This window comes from Streptomyces saintjeani (genome assembly GCF_055409605.1).
The window spans coordinates 4,519,442-4,534,136 of record NZ_CP189624.1 but is presented as its reverse complement, the minus strand read 5'-3'; the positions used below and the strand labels follow the sequence as shown (position 1 = coordinate 4,534,136).

Sequence of the window (14,695 nt, the reverse complement as noted above, 5' to 3'; positions counted from 1 at the left end):
TCCCTCGCACCCTCAATTCCCCCGCTCCCTCAACTCCCTCGCACCCTCAACTCCTCCGCACCTCCAACTCCTCCGCACCCTCAACTCCCCCGCACCTCCACCCCCTCCGCACCCTCCCACGCCGGTCCGCATCATCCAGCCCGTCCGGCGATTGAGGACAAGGCCCGTTCAGGGCCGGAGCGGGGTCTGGGGGCGCAGCCCCCAGGGGACGGTCACCCGGACGCCGGGCGGCGTTGGAGGAACGCACAGCCCCATCGGCCCCCGGCGTTCAGCGGTTACGCTGACCCCGTGAACGTCCTAGTCATCGGCACCGGCGCCCGCGAACACGCCCTGTGCCGCTCCCTGTCCCTCGACCCCGCCGTCACACACCTGGCCTGCGCCCCCGGCAACGCCGGCATCGCGGAGGTGGCCGAGCTGCACCAGGTCGACGCCCTGGACGGCGAGGCGGTGACGGCGCTGGCGAAGAAGCTGGACGCGCACTTGGTCGTCGTAGGCCCCGAGGCCCCCCTCGTCGCCGGCGTCGCCGACGCCGTACGCGCGGCCGGCATCCCCGTGTTCGGCCCCTCGAAGGAGGCGGCCCAACTGGAGGGCTCGAAGGCGTTCGCGAAGGAGATCATGGCGGGCGCGGACGTCCCGACGGCCCGCTCCTACGTGTGCACGACCCCGGAGGAGGCCGCCGAGGCGCTGGACGCGTTCGGCGCCCCGTACGTCGTGAAGGACGACGGCCTCGCGGCGGGCAAGGGCGTCGTCGTCACGAGCGACCTGGACGAGGCGAAGGAGCACGCGGCGGCCTGCGACCGCGTCGTGATCGAGGAGTTCCTGGACGGCCCGGAGGTCTCCCTCTTCGCGATCACGGACGGCGAGACGGTCGTCCCCCTCCAGCCCGCGCAGGACTTCAAGCGCGCCCTGGACGGCGACGAGGGCCCGAACACGGGCGGCATGGGCGCGTACTCACCGCTGCCGTGGGCGGACCCGAAGCTGGTGGACGAGGTCCTGGAGACGGTGCTCCAGCCGACGGTGGACGAACTGCGCCGCCGCGGCACCCCCTTCTCGGGCCTCCTGTACGCGGGCCTCGCGATCACCAGCAGGGGCGTACGGGTCATCGAGTTCAACGCCCGTTTCGGCGACCCGGAGACCCAGGTCGTGCTGGCCCGCCTGAAGACCCCGCTGGCCGGCGTCCTGCTCGCCGCCGCGAACGGCACCCTCGCCGACCTGCCCGCCCTGCGCTGGAGCGAGGACGCGGCGGTCACGGTGGTGATCGCCTCCCACAACTACCCCGGCACCCCCCGCACGGGCGACCCGATCACCGGCCTCGAAGAGGTCACCGCCGAGGACGCCCCGCACGCGTACGTCCTGCACGCGGGCACCCGGCGTGAAGGCGCCGACATCCTCAGCGCCGGCGGCCGGGTCCTCTCCGTCACCGCCACCGGCGCCACCCTCACCGGCGCCCGCGACCGCGCGTACCGGGCCATCGCCCGCATCACCCTGGACGGCTCCCAGCACCGCACGGACATCGCGGCGCGGGCGGCGGCACAGTCCTGAGCACCGACTGAACCCGAAGGGCCCCGTATCCGTCTGTGGATACGGGGCCTTTTCGCTGTCCGCGCCCCCCGGGAATCCGTCAGCCGATCTCGTGATCACGTCAGCCACCTCTCCCCAAAGCCATTCCATCGAGTGACCGTCGGGCCATCCGGCTGACGGGGGTGCCCGCCCCAACTAGGGTGCGGGCCATGTGTTCAGGCGCCTGCCGAGGTTCCGGCACTTGGCCCACCGGCATTGCGATGTCAGTGGTGGGTGCCACAGTGGGGGAGTGAGCAGAGGCAGGCGGAAGCGAGCGAGCCGGGAGGGGGAGTGATGCGGGCATGAGCGGCGGTTCGGTCGGTGTGGAGGCGGGTGTGCGGGCCGCGCGTGCCCGGGCCCTCGCGGTCCTGCGGATGCGCGGGCGCGCGCTGGGCGTGGCCCTGCTGCCGGCCGCGGCGGCGGTGATCCTGCTGGCCGGGGGAGGTACGGGGCATCTGGTCGGCCCCGGCTGGGACCTGGCCCGCCGGCTCGTCGCCGTCGTCGCCGTCGTCGTCCTCCTGGCCGCCGCCGGGATCGCGCTCCTCGTCGCCCGCGCGCGCCCGGCGCTCAGCCCGACGGTCCCGATCCCCGAGTCCGCCGCGCCCGACCTCTACCGCCTGGTCCGCGACCTCGCCGACCGGCTCGACGTCCCCGCGCCCTCCGCGATAGCCCTGACACCGGACTGCGACAGCTGGCTGGAGGACCGCACGCACCGCGCGCACGGCACACCCCAGCCCGTCCGGCGAGACGAGGTCGCGGACCCCGGCGCCTCCCACCGGCGTACGGCCGTGGCACCGGTCCTCGTCATCGGCTCCCCCTTCCTGTGGTGGATGCGCGTCGGCGAACTCCGCGCGGTCCTCGCGCCGGTCGTCGCCGGTACGGGACCCTCCGCGCACCCCGACATAGCCGCCGCCCGCCGCTTCGTGCGCGGGCTGGACGCGGCGGTCGCGGTCACCGCCGGCCGCTCCCCGCGCCTGCTGTTCGCGGGCGTCGGGTACGTCGTACGGCTCCTGCTGCGCGGCTGCCGGGTGCACGCGGCGGAGATGGAGCGGGGTGTCGCCGCAGCCGCCGCCGAGCGCGCGCAGGCCGTCGACTACGGGCTGCGGATCGTCGCGCAGGAACAGGTCGGCCTCGCGTACGCGGGCTGGGACCGCCTGCTGACGCGGGTCGCGCTCCCCGCGTGGCGCATGGGCCGCTGGCCGTCCCGCCTGGACGCGGGCGTGGTGGCCGCCCTGACGGAGTTGTCCCGCCGGGACCGCCTGGCCGAAGGCTTCACCTCCCGCCTCGGTGAACGCCCCGCCTGCGACCTTCTCGAAGAACCCGGCACGATCGACGAGGCCACCTCCCTCCTCGCCGCCCGCCTCTTCCACGGCGGCCCCACGGAGGCGGGCCCCGACTGGTCCCCGGTGAGCTGGCAGGACTACCCGGACGAGGTGGTGGACCGGAAGTGGCGCACGGACGCGGCCCGGTTGCACCGGACGCTGGACGCGATGGGGGTACGGCGGACGCCGGGGGCGCAGGCGCCGACGCTGGCGCGGGTGCTGGAGCATCTGACGGAGGGCGAGTCGGGGGGTGGTGAGCGGGGCGCCGGTGCACAGGAAACCGACCTCGACCAGTCCTCCCGTACCGCTGTGCCGGGACCGGGACCGGTGCCGGAGCTGGAGCCGGTGCCGGAGCGGGAGAGGGAGCCGGGGCCGGAGAGGGAGCTGGAGTCCGACCCGGACGCCCCCGCCCCCCACCCCGACGACGACCTCCCCTACCTCGACGAAGCCGACCTCTACCCCGAGGACCCCCCGGCCCTCTCCCCCCGTACCTCCGCCCTCGCCGCCCGCCTCAGCGCGGAGCTGGCCCGCGACGAAGCCGCCGCCCCCCGCCCCGCCCCCGACGCCACCCCCGGCCCCGACACGGCCCTCTGGGACGACGCGGCGCTCCCCCTCTTCCCCCTCCAACCACCGCGCACGGAGCGGGAGTTGCTCGCGGACCACGTCACCGCGATGGTCTGCTGCGCGGCGATGGACACGGCGGGCGCGACACCGGGCCTGGACTGGCTGGACGGCCCGGTCCTCCTGATCGCGGGCGAACGAGCCCCCGACCTGACCCCCCGGGTCCTGAGCCTGGTGGAGGACGGCGACCCCGACCCCCTCCGCGTCTGGCTGGTAGAGCTGGGCATACGCCCGGAAAAACCCCTCCGCCTGGTCTGAACCGCAGCCCCACCTGTTCCGGAGCTGTGGATTCCTCTTCAAACCAATTAGCAACGAATAGTGACTACCCAAGCGCTTTATGTGATGTGCTGGTACTGATCGCCCCTGGAGGCAAGGTCCAGCGACATAGGCCAAGCGCACGCACGACAACGGGGGCAAGCGGGAGGGGAGCAACGATGGCCAGGGAGTCGGAAACGGGCCGAACACCCGAAGAACCACCGCAACCGCCCACGCACCTCCTCAGGGGCGCGGGGCTGCATCAATCTGCGGCTCCGCCGCGGGGCGCAAACAGCAACGAACCCGCACCAGACGAACTCCCGGAACCCCCCCCACCCGGCACCCCAACCCCCCGCTGGCAATCCGGCGCCCTCGCCCACGCCGTCTCCGACCCCTTCGCCCTGGGCCCCCTCCCCTGGCTGCGAGGCAGCGAGACCTACTTCGAAGACGGCCGCATCATCCCCTGGTACGCGGACCCGCACACCCCCCGAGTCCCCCCACCGAGAGACAAGACGTTCCCCACCGGCGCCCCCCGCTCGGCGGACGACGTACACCGCCAGATCAAGGGCTTCACCTCCCCCAGCGCGGTGACCCCCGGCGAGGCCCTCGACTTCCACATCACGGTCGACCCACCCCAGCACTTCACGGTGGACGTCTACAGAATCGGCCACTACAACGGCGAGGGCGCGGCAAAGATCACGACGAGCCCCCGCCTCTCGGGCATCGTCCAGCCCCCACCCCTGACGGCGGACCGCACGGTCTCCTGCCACCACTGGTGGCTCAGCTGGCGCCTACAGATCCCGACCCACTGGAACGTGGGAGCGTACGTAGCGGTCCTCACGACGCTGGACGGCTACCGCTCCCACATCCCCTTCACCGTGAGGGACAACCGCCCCGCAGACCTGCTGCTCCTGCTCCCGGACATCACCTGGCAGGCGTACAACCTCTACCCGGAGGACGGCAGCACAGGCGCGAGCCTCTACCACGCGTGGGACGACAAGGGCCGCCTACTCGGCGAGGCGGACGCCGCGACGACGGTCTCGTTCGACCGCCCGTACGCGGGCGCCGGCTTACCCCTGCACGTCGGCCACGCGTACGACGTCATCCGCTGGGCGGAACGCTACGGCTACGACCTGGCGTACGCCGACGCGAGGGACCTGCACGCGGGAAGAGTGGACCCCACCCGCTACCGGGGCCTGATCTTCCCGGGCCACGACGAGTACTGGTCCGCGAACATGCGCCGTACGACGGAATTCGCGAGGGACGCCGGCACCTCCCTCGTCTTCCTCTCGGCGAACACCATGTACTGGCAGGTCGAACTGGGCCCGTCCCCCTCGGGCGCCCCCGCCCGCCTCCTGACGTGCAGGAAGAGAAAGGGCCCCGGCAAGTCCCTCCTGTGGCGGGAGATCGACCGCCCGGAACAACAGCTCCTCGGCATCCAGTACGCGGGCCGCGTCCCCACCCCCCGCCCGATGATCGTCCGCAACGCCCACCACTGGCTGTGGGAGGCGACGGGCGCGCACGAGGGCGACGAGATCGAACACCTGGTCGCGGGCGAGGCGGACCGCTACTTCCCGCGTACGGCGCTCCCGGAGCACGAGGAGCGGGTCCTGCTGGCGCACTCCCCGTACGAGACCGGCGGCATCCGGCGCCACCAGGAGACGTCCCTGTACCGCGCCCCCTCCGGCGCCCTGGTCTTCGCGTCGGGCACCTTCGCCTGGTCCCCGGCGCTGGACCGCCCCGGCCACGTGGACGCCCGTATCCAGCGGGCGACGGCGAACCTCCTGGACCGGATCTGCAAGCGGGACTGACCCGCCGACCGGGCCGGGGACCGTATACGGGAGAATCGACGCACCTGTACAGATCCACGGGGAGGAACCGTGCCCGGATTCGTAGTAAAGCCCGAACCCGTCGAGGTGCCGGGCCTGGTCCACCTGCACACCGGAAAGGTGCGTGAGCTGTACCAGAACGAGGCGGGCGACCTCGTGATGGTCGCCAGCGACCGCCTCTCGGCGTACGACTGGGTCCTGCCCAGCGAGATCCCCGACAAGGGCCGCGTCCTCACGCGGCTCTCGCTGTGGTGGTTCGACCAGCTCGCCGACCTGGTCCCCAACCACGTGATCAGCACGGACGTCCCCGAGGGCGCCCCCGCGGACTGGCAGGGCCGCACCCTGATCTGCAAGTCCCTCACGATGCTCCCCGTCGAGTGCGTGGCCCGCGGCTACCTCACGGGCTCCGGCCTGGTCGAGTACAACGCGACCCGCACGGTCTGCGGCCTGGCTCTCCCCGAGGGCCTGGTGGACGGCAGCGAACTCCCGGCCCCGATCTTCACCCCGGCGACGAAGGCGGCCGTGGGCGACCACGACGAGAACGTCTCGTACGAGGAGGTCGCCCGAGAGGTGGGCGCGGAAACAGCGGCCCAGCTCCGCCAGGCGACGCTGGCGGTCTACAGCCGGGCCCGCGACATCGCCCGAGACCGAGGCATCATCCTGGCGGACACGAAGTTCGAGTTCGGCCACGACAAGAACGGCACCCTGCTCATCGCGGACGAGGTCCTCACCCCCGACTCCTCCCGCTTCTGGCCGGCCGCCGACTGGCACCCAGGCCGCCCCCAACACCCGTACGACAAACAATTCGTAAGGGACTGGCTGACGTCCCCGGCGTCATCCTGGAACAAGAACGGCACCCAGCCCCCACCCCCGCTCCCGCCCGAGATCATCGAGGCAACGAGGGCGAAGTACGTAGAGGCGTACGAGAGGCTGACGGGCCAGACCTGGTCATAACGCGCAGGAGAAGCTCCCCCGGACGGAAGGAACCCCGGGGGAGCTTTTCCATGCCGGGGGAGCTTTTCTGCGCCGGGCGAGTGCACGTCTTTTAGGGGCGCGGGGAACTGCGCGACCAGCCCCCACCGGGCCGCACCCGAAACTCAACGCAAGAAAACCCCGACCCAATCCCGGGCCGGGGCTTTCAACTGAAGCGGACGACGAGGCTCGAACTCGCGACCTCAACCTTGGCAAGGTTGCGCTCTACCAACTGAGCTACGTCCGCACACACACCGAAGCGCGCCCCCCAACTATACCCACCCCCGCTCCCGAGCGATCCGCACAGCAGCATGCCGATTCTCCACCCCCAACTTGGACACGGCGGACGACAGATAGTTCCGCACGGTCCCCTGGGACAGCGACGCCCGCTCAGCGATCTCGGCAACAGGCGCCCCATCGGCCGCAAGCTCCAACACTTCGGCCTCCCGAGAGGTGAGCGGCGAATCCCCGGAGGAGATCGCATCGGCCGCCAACTCCGGGTCCACGTACCGATTTCCCGCATGCACGGTCCGAATGATCTCGGCAAGCCGCTGAGCACTGACGGTCTTGGGCACGAACCCCCGCACCCCGGCGGCGAGCGCCCGCTTCAGATGCCCCGGCCGCCCGTGACTCGTCACGATCAGCACCCGGCACGACGGCAGCTCCGTACGGAGAGATGTGGCGACCTTCACACCGTCCGCCCCCGGCATCTGAAGATCGAGCACGGCGACGTCGGGCTCATGGGCCCGAGCCATGGCGAACGCCTCCGGCCCACTCGCGGCCTCCGCGACGATGACGAGATCGTCCTCAAGGGAGAGCAGCGCGGCGAGCGCCCCCCGGATCAGATGCTCGTCGTCCGCGAGCAGCACCCGCACCGTCATGACGTGACCTCATTCACAGAAACCGGCACGGTAGCCACCACGCGGAACACTCCACTTCTCACAAGCCCTGCCTCCAGCGTCCCCTCGACGGACGCGAGCCGCTCCCGCAGCCCGGCGAGCCCGGACCCGCCTTCGCCGACGCCCCCGGAGGCCCCGTCGTTCTCGACGGTCAGCACGACCCGCTCACCGCTCGCGACGAGCCGTACGGAACACCGCTGGGCGTCCCCGTGCCGCAGCACGTTGGTGGTGGCCTCCCGCACGACCCACCCCAGCACGGACTGCACCTCCCCGGCCAGCTTCCCGACCTCCCCGCGCACCTCGCACGAGATCCCGGCGGCACTCAACACCCCCCGCGCACCGAGGAGTTCGACCGCGAGGTCGACCTCGCGATACCCCCGCACGACTTCCCGCACCTCCCGCTGAGATTCCTGCGCGATCCGCTGCACCTCGACCATCTGCTCCACGGCCTCCGCCCGCCCCCGCCGGGCGAGCTGCACGGCGAGTTCGCTCTTGAGGGCGATGACGGCGAGGTTGCGGCCCATGACGTCGTGCAGGTCCCGCCCGAACCGGAGCCGCTCCTCGGCGACGGCGAGCTGGGCCTGTGCCTCGCGGGCGTCGTCGAGTTCGTACACGGCCTTGGTGATCCAGATGGAGAAGACGCCGATGACGGCGCAGAGGGACGAAGACAGGAACACGGCCACGGAGACGACCAGCGCGGTGCTCCAGGGAGCGCCGAAGGCCGGCATCACCAGCGCCGAACCGACGCTGAAGCCGCCGACGACCGCGTACATCTGCCGTCGTTCCCGCAGGCCGAAGCAGATGACGCCGGGGCCGAAGACCATGACGACGCCGTAGATCACACCGGCCGTGTTGCCGACCTGCTCGCCGCCCGGGCCGTACTGGTCGAGCGCGAGCGCCGTGAGACAGATGAGGACGGTGAGCGTGCCGAACGCGTACAGCAGGCGTACAGGCTGGTCGCGTATCCCCCGGTGCCAGTCCATGGCCCACGAGACGACCACCATGACGCCCGCCGCATGCAGCAGGACCAGTGCTCCCACCAGCCCGCCGGACCCCGCCCCCAGCGACCCGAGCGTCGGCACGATCGCGGACACCTCGATCACCCCGAACGACCCGAACGACCACCGCGTGTACGTGTCGAACTTCTCCGGCGTGCTCTTCCGCCCCCACCAGCCCCGCATGACGTCCCGTTCCTCAGCGCCGGGGTTCCCACTTGAACCACCGCTGCACAGCAAACACGGCGGCGACGGTCCAGGCCACCCCGACGGCCGCCGCCTGGAGCACCTCGGCGCCGGACATGTCCCCGGTCCAGGCACCCCGGATCAGCGTGATCGCGGGCGACAGCGGCAGCAGCTCCATCACGGACGCGGCGCGTTCGGGGAAGACCTCCAGCGGTACGGCGACCCCGGAGCAGATCATCGAGAGGAACAGGAACGGCATCGGCGTGACCTGCGCGCTCTCGGCGGTCCTCGTCACCCCGGAGGTCACCGCGGCGAGCGCCGCGCACACCGCGATCCCGAGCACCAGCCCCAGTACGGCGAGCAGGGGCGCGGTGGGGGCGTCCATGTCGAGCAGGACCGTGCACCCCGCGACGAGGACGAGGCTCTGCACCACCCCCGTCGCGACCATCGGCAGCGCGGACCCGACGAGGATCTCCCCGTCCCGCAGCTCGCCCGTGCGCAGCCGCTTCAGCACCAGCTCCTCGCGCCGCACCGTGAAGGTCCCGGCCAGCACCGAGTACACCCCGAAGAGCAGCGCGAACCCGATCCCGGCCGGCAGCAGCACCTGCCCGATGTCGAGGCCGCTCTCCTTCAGCATCTCGTCGTCGGTGAACGCCTTGAGGCTGAACGGCAGCATCAGCGGCACCAGCACGGCCGTCACGATCGTGCTCTTGCTGCGCCCCAGCAAGGTGAACTCGGCCTGCGCGAGCGCCTTCATCCGCCCGCCCGGCGTCGTGGTCGCGACCCCGCTCACACCGCCACCTCTTCCTTCCGCTCCGAGGCGATCCCGAGGAACGCCTCCTCCAACGAGGCCGACCGCACGTCCAGCCGCCCCAGCTCGACCCCGGCGTCCCGCGCCCACACCAGCACCCCGGTCGCCGTGCGCTGGAGGTCGTGCGTCCGCAGCCGTACGACGCTCCCCTCGACGGCATGCCCACTCACCCCGAGTTCCGCGAGCGGCGGCAGATCCCCGACGAACCAGCCGGACGGCAGCTCGAAGGAGATCCGGGACGGCTGCGAGGCGGTCACCTCGGCCGGCGTGCCCGACACGGCGATGCTCCCGGCGTGCATGATCGCGAGCCGGTCGGCGAGACCCTCGGCCTCCTCCAGGTAGTGCGTCGTGAGCAGCACGGTCGTCCCGGAGTCCCGCAGCGCCCGCACCAACTCCCAGGTGTCGCGCCGCCCTTCGGCGTCGAGCCCGGTCGTCGGCTCGTCGAGGAACAGCACCTCCGGACGGCCGAGCAGCGCGAGCGCGAGATCGAGCCGCCGCCGCTCACCACCGGACAACTGCTTGACCCGTACCCGGTGTTTGGCACCGAGCCCCACCAACTCCAGTGCCTCGCTGATGGGTCGGGCCCCGCTGACACACCCGGCCCACATCTTCGCGGTCTCGACGACGGTCAACTCCGAGGGAAATCCGCCCTCTTGGAGCATGACCCCGGTCCGGGGCCGGACGGCGGCCCGCTCGGCGTACGGATCGTGCCCGAGCACGCGCACCCGCCCCCCGCTCGGCTGCGCGAGCCCCTCCAGCAGCTCGACGGTGGAGGTCTTGCCCGCCCCGTTGGTGCCGAGCAGCGCGAAGACCTCGCCCCGGTCGACGTGGAAGGTCACTCCACGGACCGCCTCGAACCCGCCCCCGTACACACGCCGGAGGCCCTCGGCCTCGATCACGTGTTCTTTCGTCCCCTTGGCGTTCATGCATTCAGCGTCCCGCGCGGAGAGAGGGGGGAGCAGTGCGCGATGTCACCGGACGGCATGACAAATGTCAGATGCCTGAACACCGCACGCGCCTGAACAGCACACGAAAAAGGCCCGGTTCCGAAGAACCGGGCCTTTAACCCTGAGCGGACGACGAGGCTCGAACTCGCGACCTCAACCTTGGCAAGGTTGCGCTCTACCAACTGAGCTACGTCCGCAAAGCATCCGACCGGCTCCCACCGATCGGCGCAAGCACCACCTTACCTGATCCACAAGTGTGGCCGGTACGGCGTTGCAGAGCGGGTGACAGGAATTGCACACTGCGCCTTCCCCCTGGAAGGGGGATGTTCTGCTACTGAACTACACCCGCACAACCTGCCTGGCCTGGGTTTTTCTCCCGTGCCCGGCGGCGTGCTCCAGACATTAGCCGATCAGCAGGGGGGTAACGCAAGTCGGCTGCCCCCAGGCCCTCCTGAGGGGGCCCGGCGGCAGCCGACGGCCGGGCTACTGCGCCTCGGTGAACGCCTCGTACACCTTCTTGGGGATCCGGCCGCGGGCCGGTACGTCGAACTTGTTCGCCAGGGCCCAGGCCCGGACGGCGGACGGGTCGGGGGCGACCTCCGTCTGCTTGTACGCCTTGCCGGAACGCGACCGCTTGCGGCCGGCCTCCACGTACGGCGCGAGCGCGGTACGCAGTTTCTCGGCATTGGCTTCATTCAGGTCGATCTCGTACGACCTGCCGTCGAGCCCGAACGCGATCGTTTCCGCCGCTTCCGAGCCGTCGATGTCGTCAAAGAGAGTGACCACGACCTTCTGCGCCACGAATATCGGTCCCTTCGGCTGAAAATGCCAATTTTTTTGTACGGTACAGCGCCAAGTAATAAAAAGTGAAGCCGACTAAATCTCCCCGCGTGTCAGGTGCGCAATACCTGCCGGGGGTCGATCAGAGATCTTTCCCGTAACTTTTCCCGAACGCCCCTGTCCGATACCGGATCGTGATCGCGCTCACGTAGCTTCCTACAACTCTACCCGCGTAGAAATTTCGTACGGGTAGTCTGAAGCCACCTGCCGGAACAGCCGCAGGAACCCAAGCACCACACCACCGGGAGTGCCCGTGGCACGCGTCGTAGTCGACGTCATGCTCAAGCCGGAGATCCTCGACCCCCAGGGCCAGGCGGTGCAGCGCGCACTGCCGCGGCTGGGTTTCGACGGGATCGCGGATGTCCGTCAGGGAAAGCGATTCGAACTGGAAGTTGACGGACCCGTGGACGAGGCCGCGCTCGCGCGGATCCACGATCTCGCGGAATCCTTCCTCGCCAACACCGTGATCGAGGACTTCACGGTCAAGGTCGAAGAAGTCGCGGAGGCGGCCAAGTGACCGCTCGTATTGGCGTCGTCACTTTCCCCGGCAGTCTCGACGACCGTGACACCCAGCGCGCGATCCGTCTCGCCGGTGCCGAACCGGTCGCTCTCTGGCACAAGGACAAGGACCTTCACCAGGTCGACGCGGTCGTCCTTCCCGGTGGTTTCTCCTACGGCGACTATCTTCGCGCCGGCGCGATCTCCCGTTTCTCCCCGGTGATGGAGACGGTCATCGAGCAGGCGAAGGCCGGTATGCCGGTCCTCGGCATCTGCAACGGCTTCCAGATCCTCACCGAGGCGCACCTCCTGCCCGGCGCGATGCTCGGCAACAACCACCTGCACTTCATCTGCCGGGACCAGAAACTCCGGGTGGAGAACGCGGAAACGTCCTGGACCGGCGACTACACGCAGGGCCAGGAGATCCACATCCCGCTGAAGAACATGGACGGCCGGTACGTCGCGGACGAGTACACGCTCGACCAGCTGGAGGCCGAGGGCCGGGTCGTGTTCCGCTACCTGGACCTGAACCCGAACGGCTCGCTGCGCGACATCGCGGGTGTCACGAACGAGGCCGGCAACGTCGTGGGCCTCATGCCGCACCCCGAACACGCGGTCGAGCCCCTCGTCGGCACCGGCCGCACCGACGGCCTCCCCTTCTTCACCTCGATCCTCAAGAAGCTGGTCAACGCATGAGCCGCACGCCTCTGGACACGGTCGAGCATGCGACCGCGACCCCCGACGTCGAGCTGCCCTGGGCCGAACTCGGCCTGAAGAAGGACGAGTACGAGCGCGTCGTCGAGATCCTCGGCCGCCGCCCGACCGGCGCCGAACTCGCCATGTACTCCGTCATGTGGTCCGAGCACTGCTCGTACAAGTCCTCCAAGGTCCACCTCCGCCAGTTCGGCGAGAAGGCCCCCCAGTCCGACGCGCTGCTCGTGGGCATCGGCGAGAACGCCGGCGTCGTCGACGTCGGCCAGGGGTACGCGGTCACCTTCAAGGTCGAGTCCCACAACCACCCGTCGTACGTGGAGCCCTACCAGGGCGCGGCCACCGGTGTCGGCGGCATCGTCCGCGACATCATCGCGATGGGCGCGCGGCCGGTCGCGGTCGTCGACCCGCTGCGCTTCGGCGCGGCCGACCACCCCGACACGAAGCGGGTCCTGCCGGGTGTCGTCGCGGGCATCGGCGGGTACGGCAACTGCCTCGGTCTCCCGAACATCGGCGGCGAGGTCGTCTTCGACGCCTGCTACCAGGGGAACCCGCTGGTCAACGCCGGTGCCATCGGCGTCATGCGGCACGAGGACATCCACCTCGCGAAGGCGTCCGGCGCGGGCAACAAGGTCATCCTGTACGGGGCCCGCACCGGCGGCGACGGCATCGGCGGGGCGTCGATCCTCGCCTCCGAGACGTTCGACGACGCGAAGCCCTCGAAGCGCCCGGCCGTCCAGGTCGGTGACCCCTTCCAGGAGAAGCTCCTCATCGAGTGCACGCTCGAAGCCTTCGCCGAGAAGCTGGTCGTCGGCATCCAGGACCTGGGCGCGGCCGGACTCTCCTGCGCCACCAGCGAGTTGGCGTCCAACGGCTCCGGCGGCATGCGCGTCACCCTGGACGACGTCCCGCTGCGCGACTCCACGCTCTCGCCCGAGGAAATCCTCATGAGCGAGTCGCAGGAACGCATGTGCGCGGTCGTGGAGCCCGCGAAGGTCGACCGGTTCCTCGCGATCTGCGAGAAGTGGGACGTCATCGCCACCGTCATCGGTGAGGTCACCGACGGCGACCGCCTCGAAATCTTCTGGCACGGCGGCAAGATCGTGGACGTCGACCCGCGCACGGTCGCGCACGACGGTCCGGTGTACGAGCGTCCCTACGCCCGCCCCTCCTGGCAGGACGCGCTCCAGGCGGACGGCGCGGAGAAGCTCGAACGGCCTTCTGGTGGCGCGGAGTTGAGGGAGCAGGTCCTTCGCCTGGTCTCCTCTCCCAACCAGGCGTCCAAGAGCTGGATCACCTCCCAGTACGACCACTTCGTGCAGGGCAACACGGTGCTCGCCCAGCCCGAGGACTCCGGGATGATCCGCATCGACGAGGCGACCGGCCTCGGGGTGGCCATCGCGACGGACGGCAACGGGCGTTTCGCGAAGCTGGACCCTTACGCCGGTGCGCAGTTGGCGCTGGCGGAGGCGTACCGGAACGTCGCGACGACCGGTGCGAAGCCGCTCGCCGTGTCGGACTGCCTCAACTTCGGTTCGCCCGAAGACCCCGCTGTCATGTGGCAGTTCGCCGAGGCCGTGCGCGGACTCGCCGACGCCTGCCAGCAGTTGGGGACGCCGGTCACCGGTGGCAACGTCTCCCTGTACAACCAGACGGGCGAGGCGGCGATCCATCCGACGCCGGTCGTCGCGGTGTTGGGCGTCATCGACGACGTGGCCCGCCGCACGCCGGTCGCCTTCCAGGAAGAGGGCCAGCTCCTCTACCTCCTCGGCGACACGCGTGAGGAGTTCAGCGGCTCGGCGTGGAGCCAGGTCGTCCACGACCACCTGGGCGGGCTGCCGCCCAAGGTCGACCTGGAGCGTGAGCGGCTGCTGGGCGAGATCCTGATCTCGGCTTCCCGTGACGGCATGATCGACGCCGCGCACGACCTGTCGGACGGCGGCCTCATCCAAGCGGTCGTGGAATCGGCCCTGTTGGGCGGCATCGGCGCGCGCCTGGTCGTCCCCGACGGGCTGGACGCGTTCACCTTCCTGTTCTCGGAGTCGGCGGGCCGCGCTGTGGTCTCTGTCCCCCGCTCCGAGGAGCTGCGCTTCAACGACATGTGCGGGGCGAGGGGCCTGCCGGTGACGCGTATCGGCGTCGTCGACGGCGAATCGGTGGAACTCCAGGGCGAGTTCACGCTTCCGCTGACTGAGCTGCGTGAGGCGCACGAGGCTACGATCCCGGCGCTGCTGGCGTAGCTGTCCCGG

Annotated in this window: 12 protein-coding genes and 3 tRNA genes; 7 read left to right on the top strand and 8 right to left on the bottom strand. The window is 70.5% G+C overall.

Annotation, left to right across the window (positions count from 1 at the left end; genetic code table 11):
• The first annotated feature begins 288 nt into the window (after positions 1-288).
• The 4 genes from purD (at position 289) to ACQCO7_RS20505 (ending at position 6,541) form a co-directional block, all read left to right on the top strand.
• Complete coding sequence (purD, locus tag ACQCO7_RS20520) at positions 289-1,542, top strand: phosphoribosylamine--glycine ligase (protein ID WP_464073226.1); 1,254 nt, start codon at positions 289-291, stop codon at positions 1,540-1,542.
• Between the two features lie 320 nt (positions 1,543-1,862).
• Positions 1,863-3,761 carry a M48 family metalloprotease gene (locus ACQCO7_RS20515; RefSeq protein WP_464073225.1) on the top strand — a complete coding sequence of 633 codons (1,899 nt, stop codon included), beginning with the start codon at positions 1,863-1,865 and terminating at the stop codon, positions 3,759-3,761.
• Between the two features lie 176 nt (positions 3,762-3,937).
• Complete coding sequence (locus tag ACQCO7_RS20510) at positions 3,938-5,569, top strand: N,N-dimethylformamidase beta subunit family domain-containing protein (protein ID WP_464073224.1); 1,632 nt, start codon at positions 3,938-3,940, stop codon at positions 5,567-5,569.
• A gap of 69 nt (positions 5,570-5,638) precedes the next feature.
• The gene (locus tag ACQCO7_RS20505; RefSeq protein WP_464073223.1) at positions 5,639-6,541 is read left to right on the top strand and encodes a phosphoribosylaminoimidazolesuccinocarboxamide synthase; all 903 of its coding nucleotides are present in this window, start codon (positions 5,639-5,641) and stop codon (positions 6,539-6,541) included.
• A gap of 192 nt (positions 6,542-6,733) precedes the next feature.
• Here the strand turns inward: ACQCO7_RS20505 and ACQCO7_RS20500 are convergent.
• The 8 genes from ACQCO7_RS20500 to ACQCO7_RS20465 all read right to left on the bottom strand — a co-directional run bounded on the left by ACQCO7_RS20500 (position 6,734) and on the right by ACQCO7_RS20465 (position 11,198).
• Positions 6,734-6,806, bottom strand: a tRNA-Gly gene (locus ACQCO7_RS20500).
• 25 nt (positions 6,807-6,831) lie between these two features.
• The gene (locus ACQCO7_RS20495; protein WP_010352683.1) at positions 6,832-7,440 is read right to left on the bottom strand and encodes a response regulator transcription factor; all 609 of its coding nucleotides are present in this window, start codon (positions 7,438-7,440) and stop codon (positions 6,832-6,834) included.
• Positions 7,437-8,639, bottom strand: a complete 1,203-nt coding sequence (locus tag ACQCO7_RS20490) for a sensor histidine kinase (protein WP_464073222.1) — start codon at positions 8,637-8,639, stop codon at positions 7,437-7,439. The genes ACQCO7_RS20495 and ACQCO7_RS20490 overlap by 4 nt, the downstream gene beginning before the upstream one ends.
• Before the next feature lie 13 nt (positions 8,640-8,652).
• The gene (locus ACQCO7_RS20485) at positions 8,653-9,396 is read right to left on the bottom strand and encodes an ABC transporter permease (RefSeq protein ID WP_464077249.1); all 744 of its coding nucleotides are present in this window, start codon (positions 9,394-9,396) and stop codon (positions 8,653-8,655) included.
• Between the two features lie 32 nt (positions 9,397-9,428).
• Positions 9,429-10,376 (bottom strand): ABC transporter ATP-binding protein, encoded by a 948-nt coding sequence (locus ACQCO7_RS20480; protein ID WP_464073221.1) that lies wholly within the window; start codon positions 10,374-10,376, stop codon positions 9,429-9,431.
• A gap of 145 nt (positions 10,377-10,521) precedes the next feature.
• Positions 10,522-10,594: transfer RNA gene (locus ACQCO7_RS20475), tRNA-Gly, on the bottom strand.
• Positions 10,595-10,674: 80 nt separating this feature from the next.
• Positions 10,675-10,746, bottom strand: a tRNA-Gly gene (locus tag ACQCO7_RS20470).
• A 134-nt stretch (positions 10,747-10,880) separates the two neighbouring features.
• Entirely contained in the window at positions 10,881-11,198 is a 318-nt protein-coding gene (locus ACQCO7_RS20465) for a histone-like nucleoid-structuring protein Lsr2 (RefSeq protein ID WP_409118664.1), read from the bottom strand.
• Between the two features lie 292 nt (positions 11,199-11,490).
• Between ACQCO7_RS20465 and purS the strand changes: the two genes are divergently transcribed.
• Genes purS through purL form a run of 3 tightly spaced genes read left to right on the top strand, consistent with a single transcriptional unit; the run spans position 11,491 to position 14,686 of the window.
• Complete coding sequence (gene purS / locus ACQCO7_RS20460) at positions 11,491-11,754, top strand: phosphoribosylformylglycinamidine synthase subunit PurS (RefSeq protein ID WP_010352102.1); 264 nt, start codon at positions 11,491-11,493, stop codon at positions 11,752-11,754.
• Positions 11,751-12,431, top strand: coding sequence for a phosphoribosylformylglycinamidine synthase subunit PurQ (gene purQ / locus ACQCO7_RS20455; protein WP_464073220.1), 681 nt, complete (start codon positions 11,751-11,753; stop codon positions 12,429-12,431). The genes purS and purQ overlap by 4 nt, the downstream gene beginning before the upstream one ends.
• The gene (gene purL / locus ACQCO7_RS20450) at positions 12,428-14,686 is read left to right on the top strand and encodes a phosphoribosylformylglycinamidine synthase subunit PurL (protein ID WP_464073219.1); all 2,259 of its coding nucleotides are present in this window, start codon (positions 12,428-12,430) and stop codon (positions 14,684-14,686) included. Before purQ ends, purL begins: the two co-directional genes overlap by 4 nt.
• Positions 14,687-14,695: the final 9 nt, after the last annotated feature.

Coding starts and splice junctions, on each gene's coding strand:
- ACQCO7_RS20510 (WP_464073224.1), top strand. CDS start 3,938: ATGGCCAGGGAGTCGGAAACGGGCCGAACACCCGAAGAACCACCGCAA.
- purL (WP_464073219.1), top strand. CDS start 12,428: ATGAGCCGCACGCCTCTGGACACGGTCGAGCATGCGACCGCGACCCCC.
- ACQCO7_RS20495 (WP_010352683.1), bottom strand. CDS start 7,440: ATGACGGTGCGGGTGCTGCTCGCGGACGACGAGCATCTGATCCGGGGG.
- ACQCO7_RS20480 (WP_464073221.1), bottom strand. CDS start 10,376: ATGAACGCCAAGGGGACGAAAGAACACGTGATCGAGGCCGAGGGCCTC.
- ACQCO7_RS20485 (WP_464077249.1), bottom strand. CDS start 9,396: ATGAAGGCGCTCGCGCAGGCCGAGTTCACCTTGCTGGGGCGCAGCAAG.
- ACQCO7_RS20515 (WP_464073225.1), top strand. CDS start 1,863: ATGAGCGGCGGTTCGGTCGGTGTGGAGGCGGGTGTGCGGGCCGCGCGT.
- ACQCO7_RS20490 (WP_464073222.1), bottom strand. CDS start 8,639: ATGCGGGGCTGGTGGGGGCGGAAGAGCACGCCGGAGAAGTTCGACACG.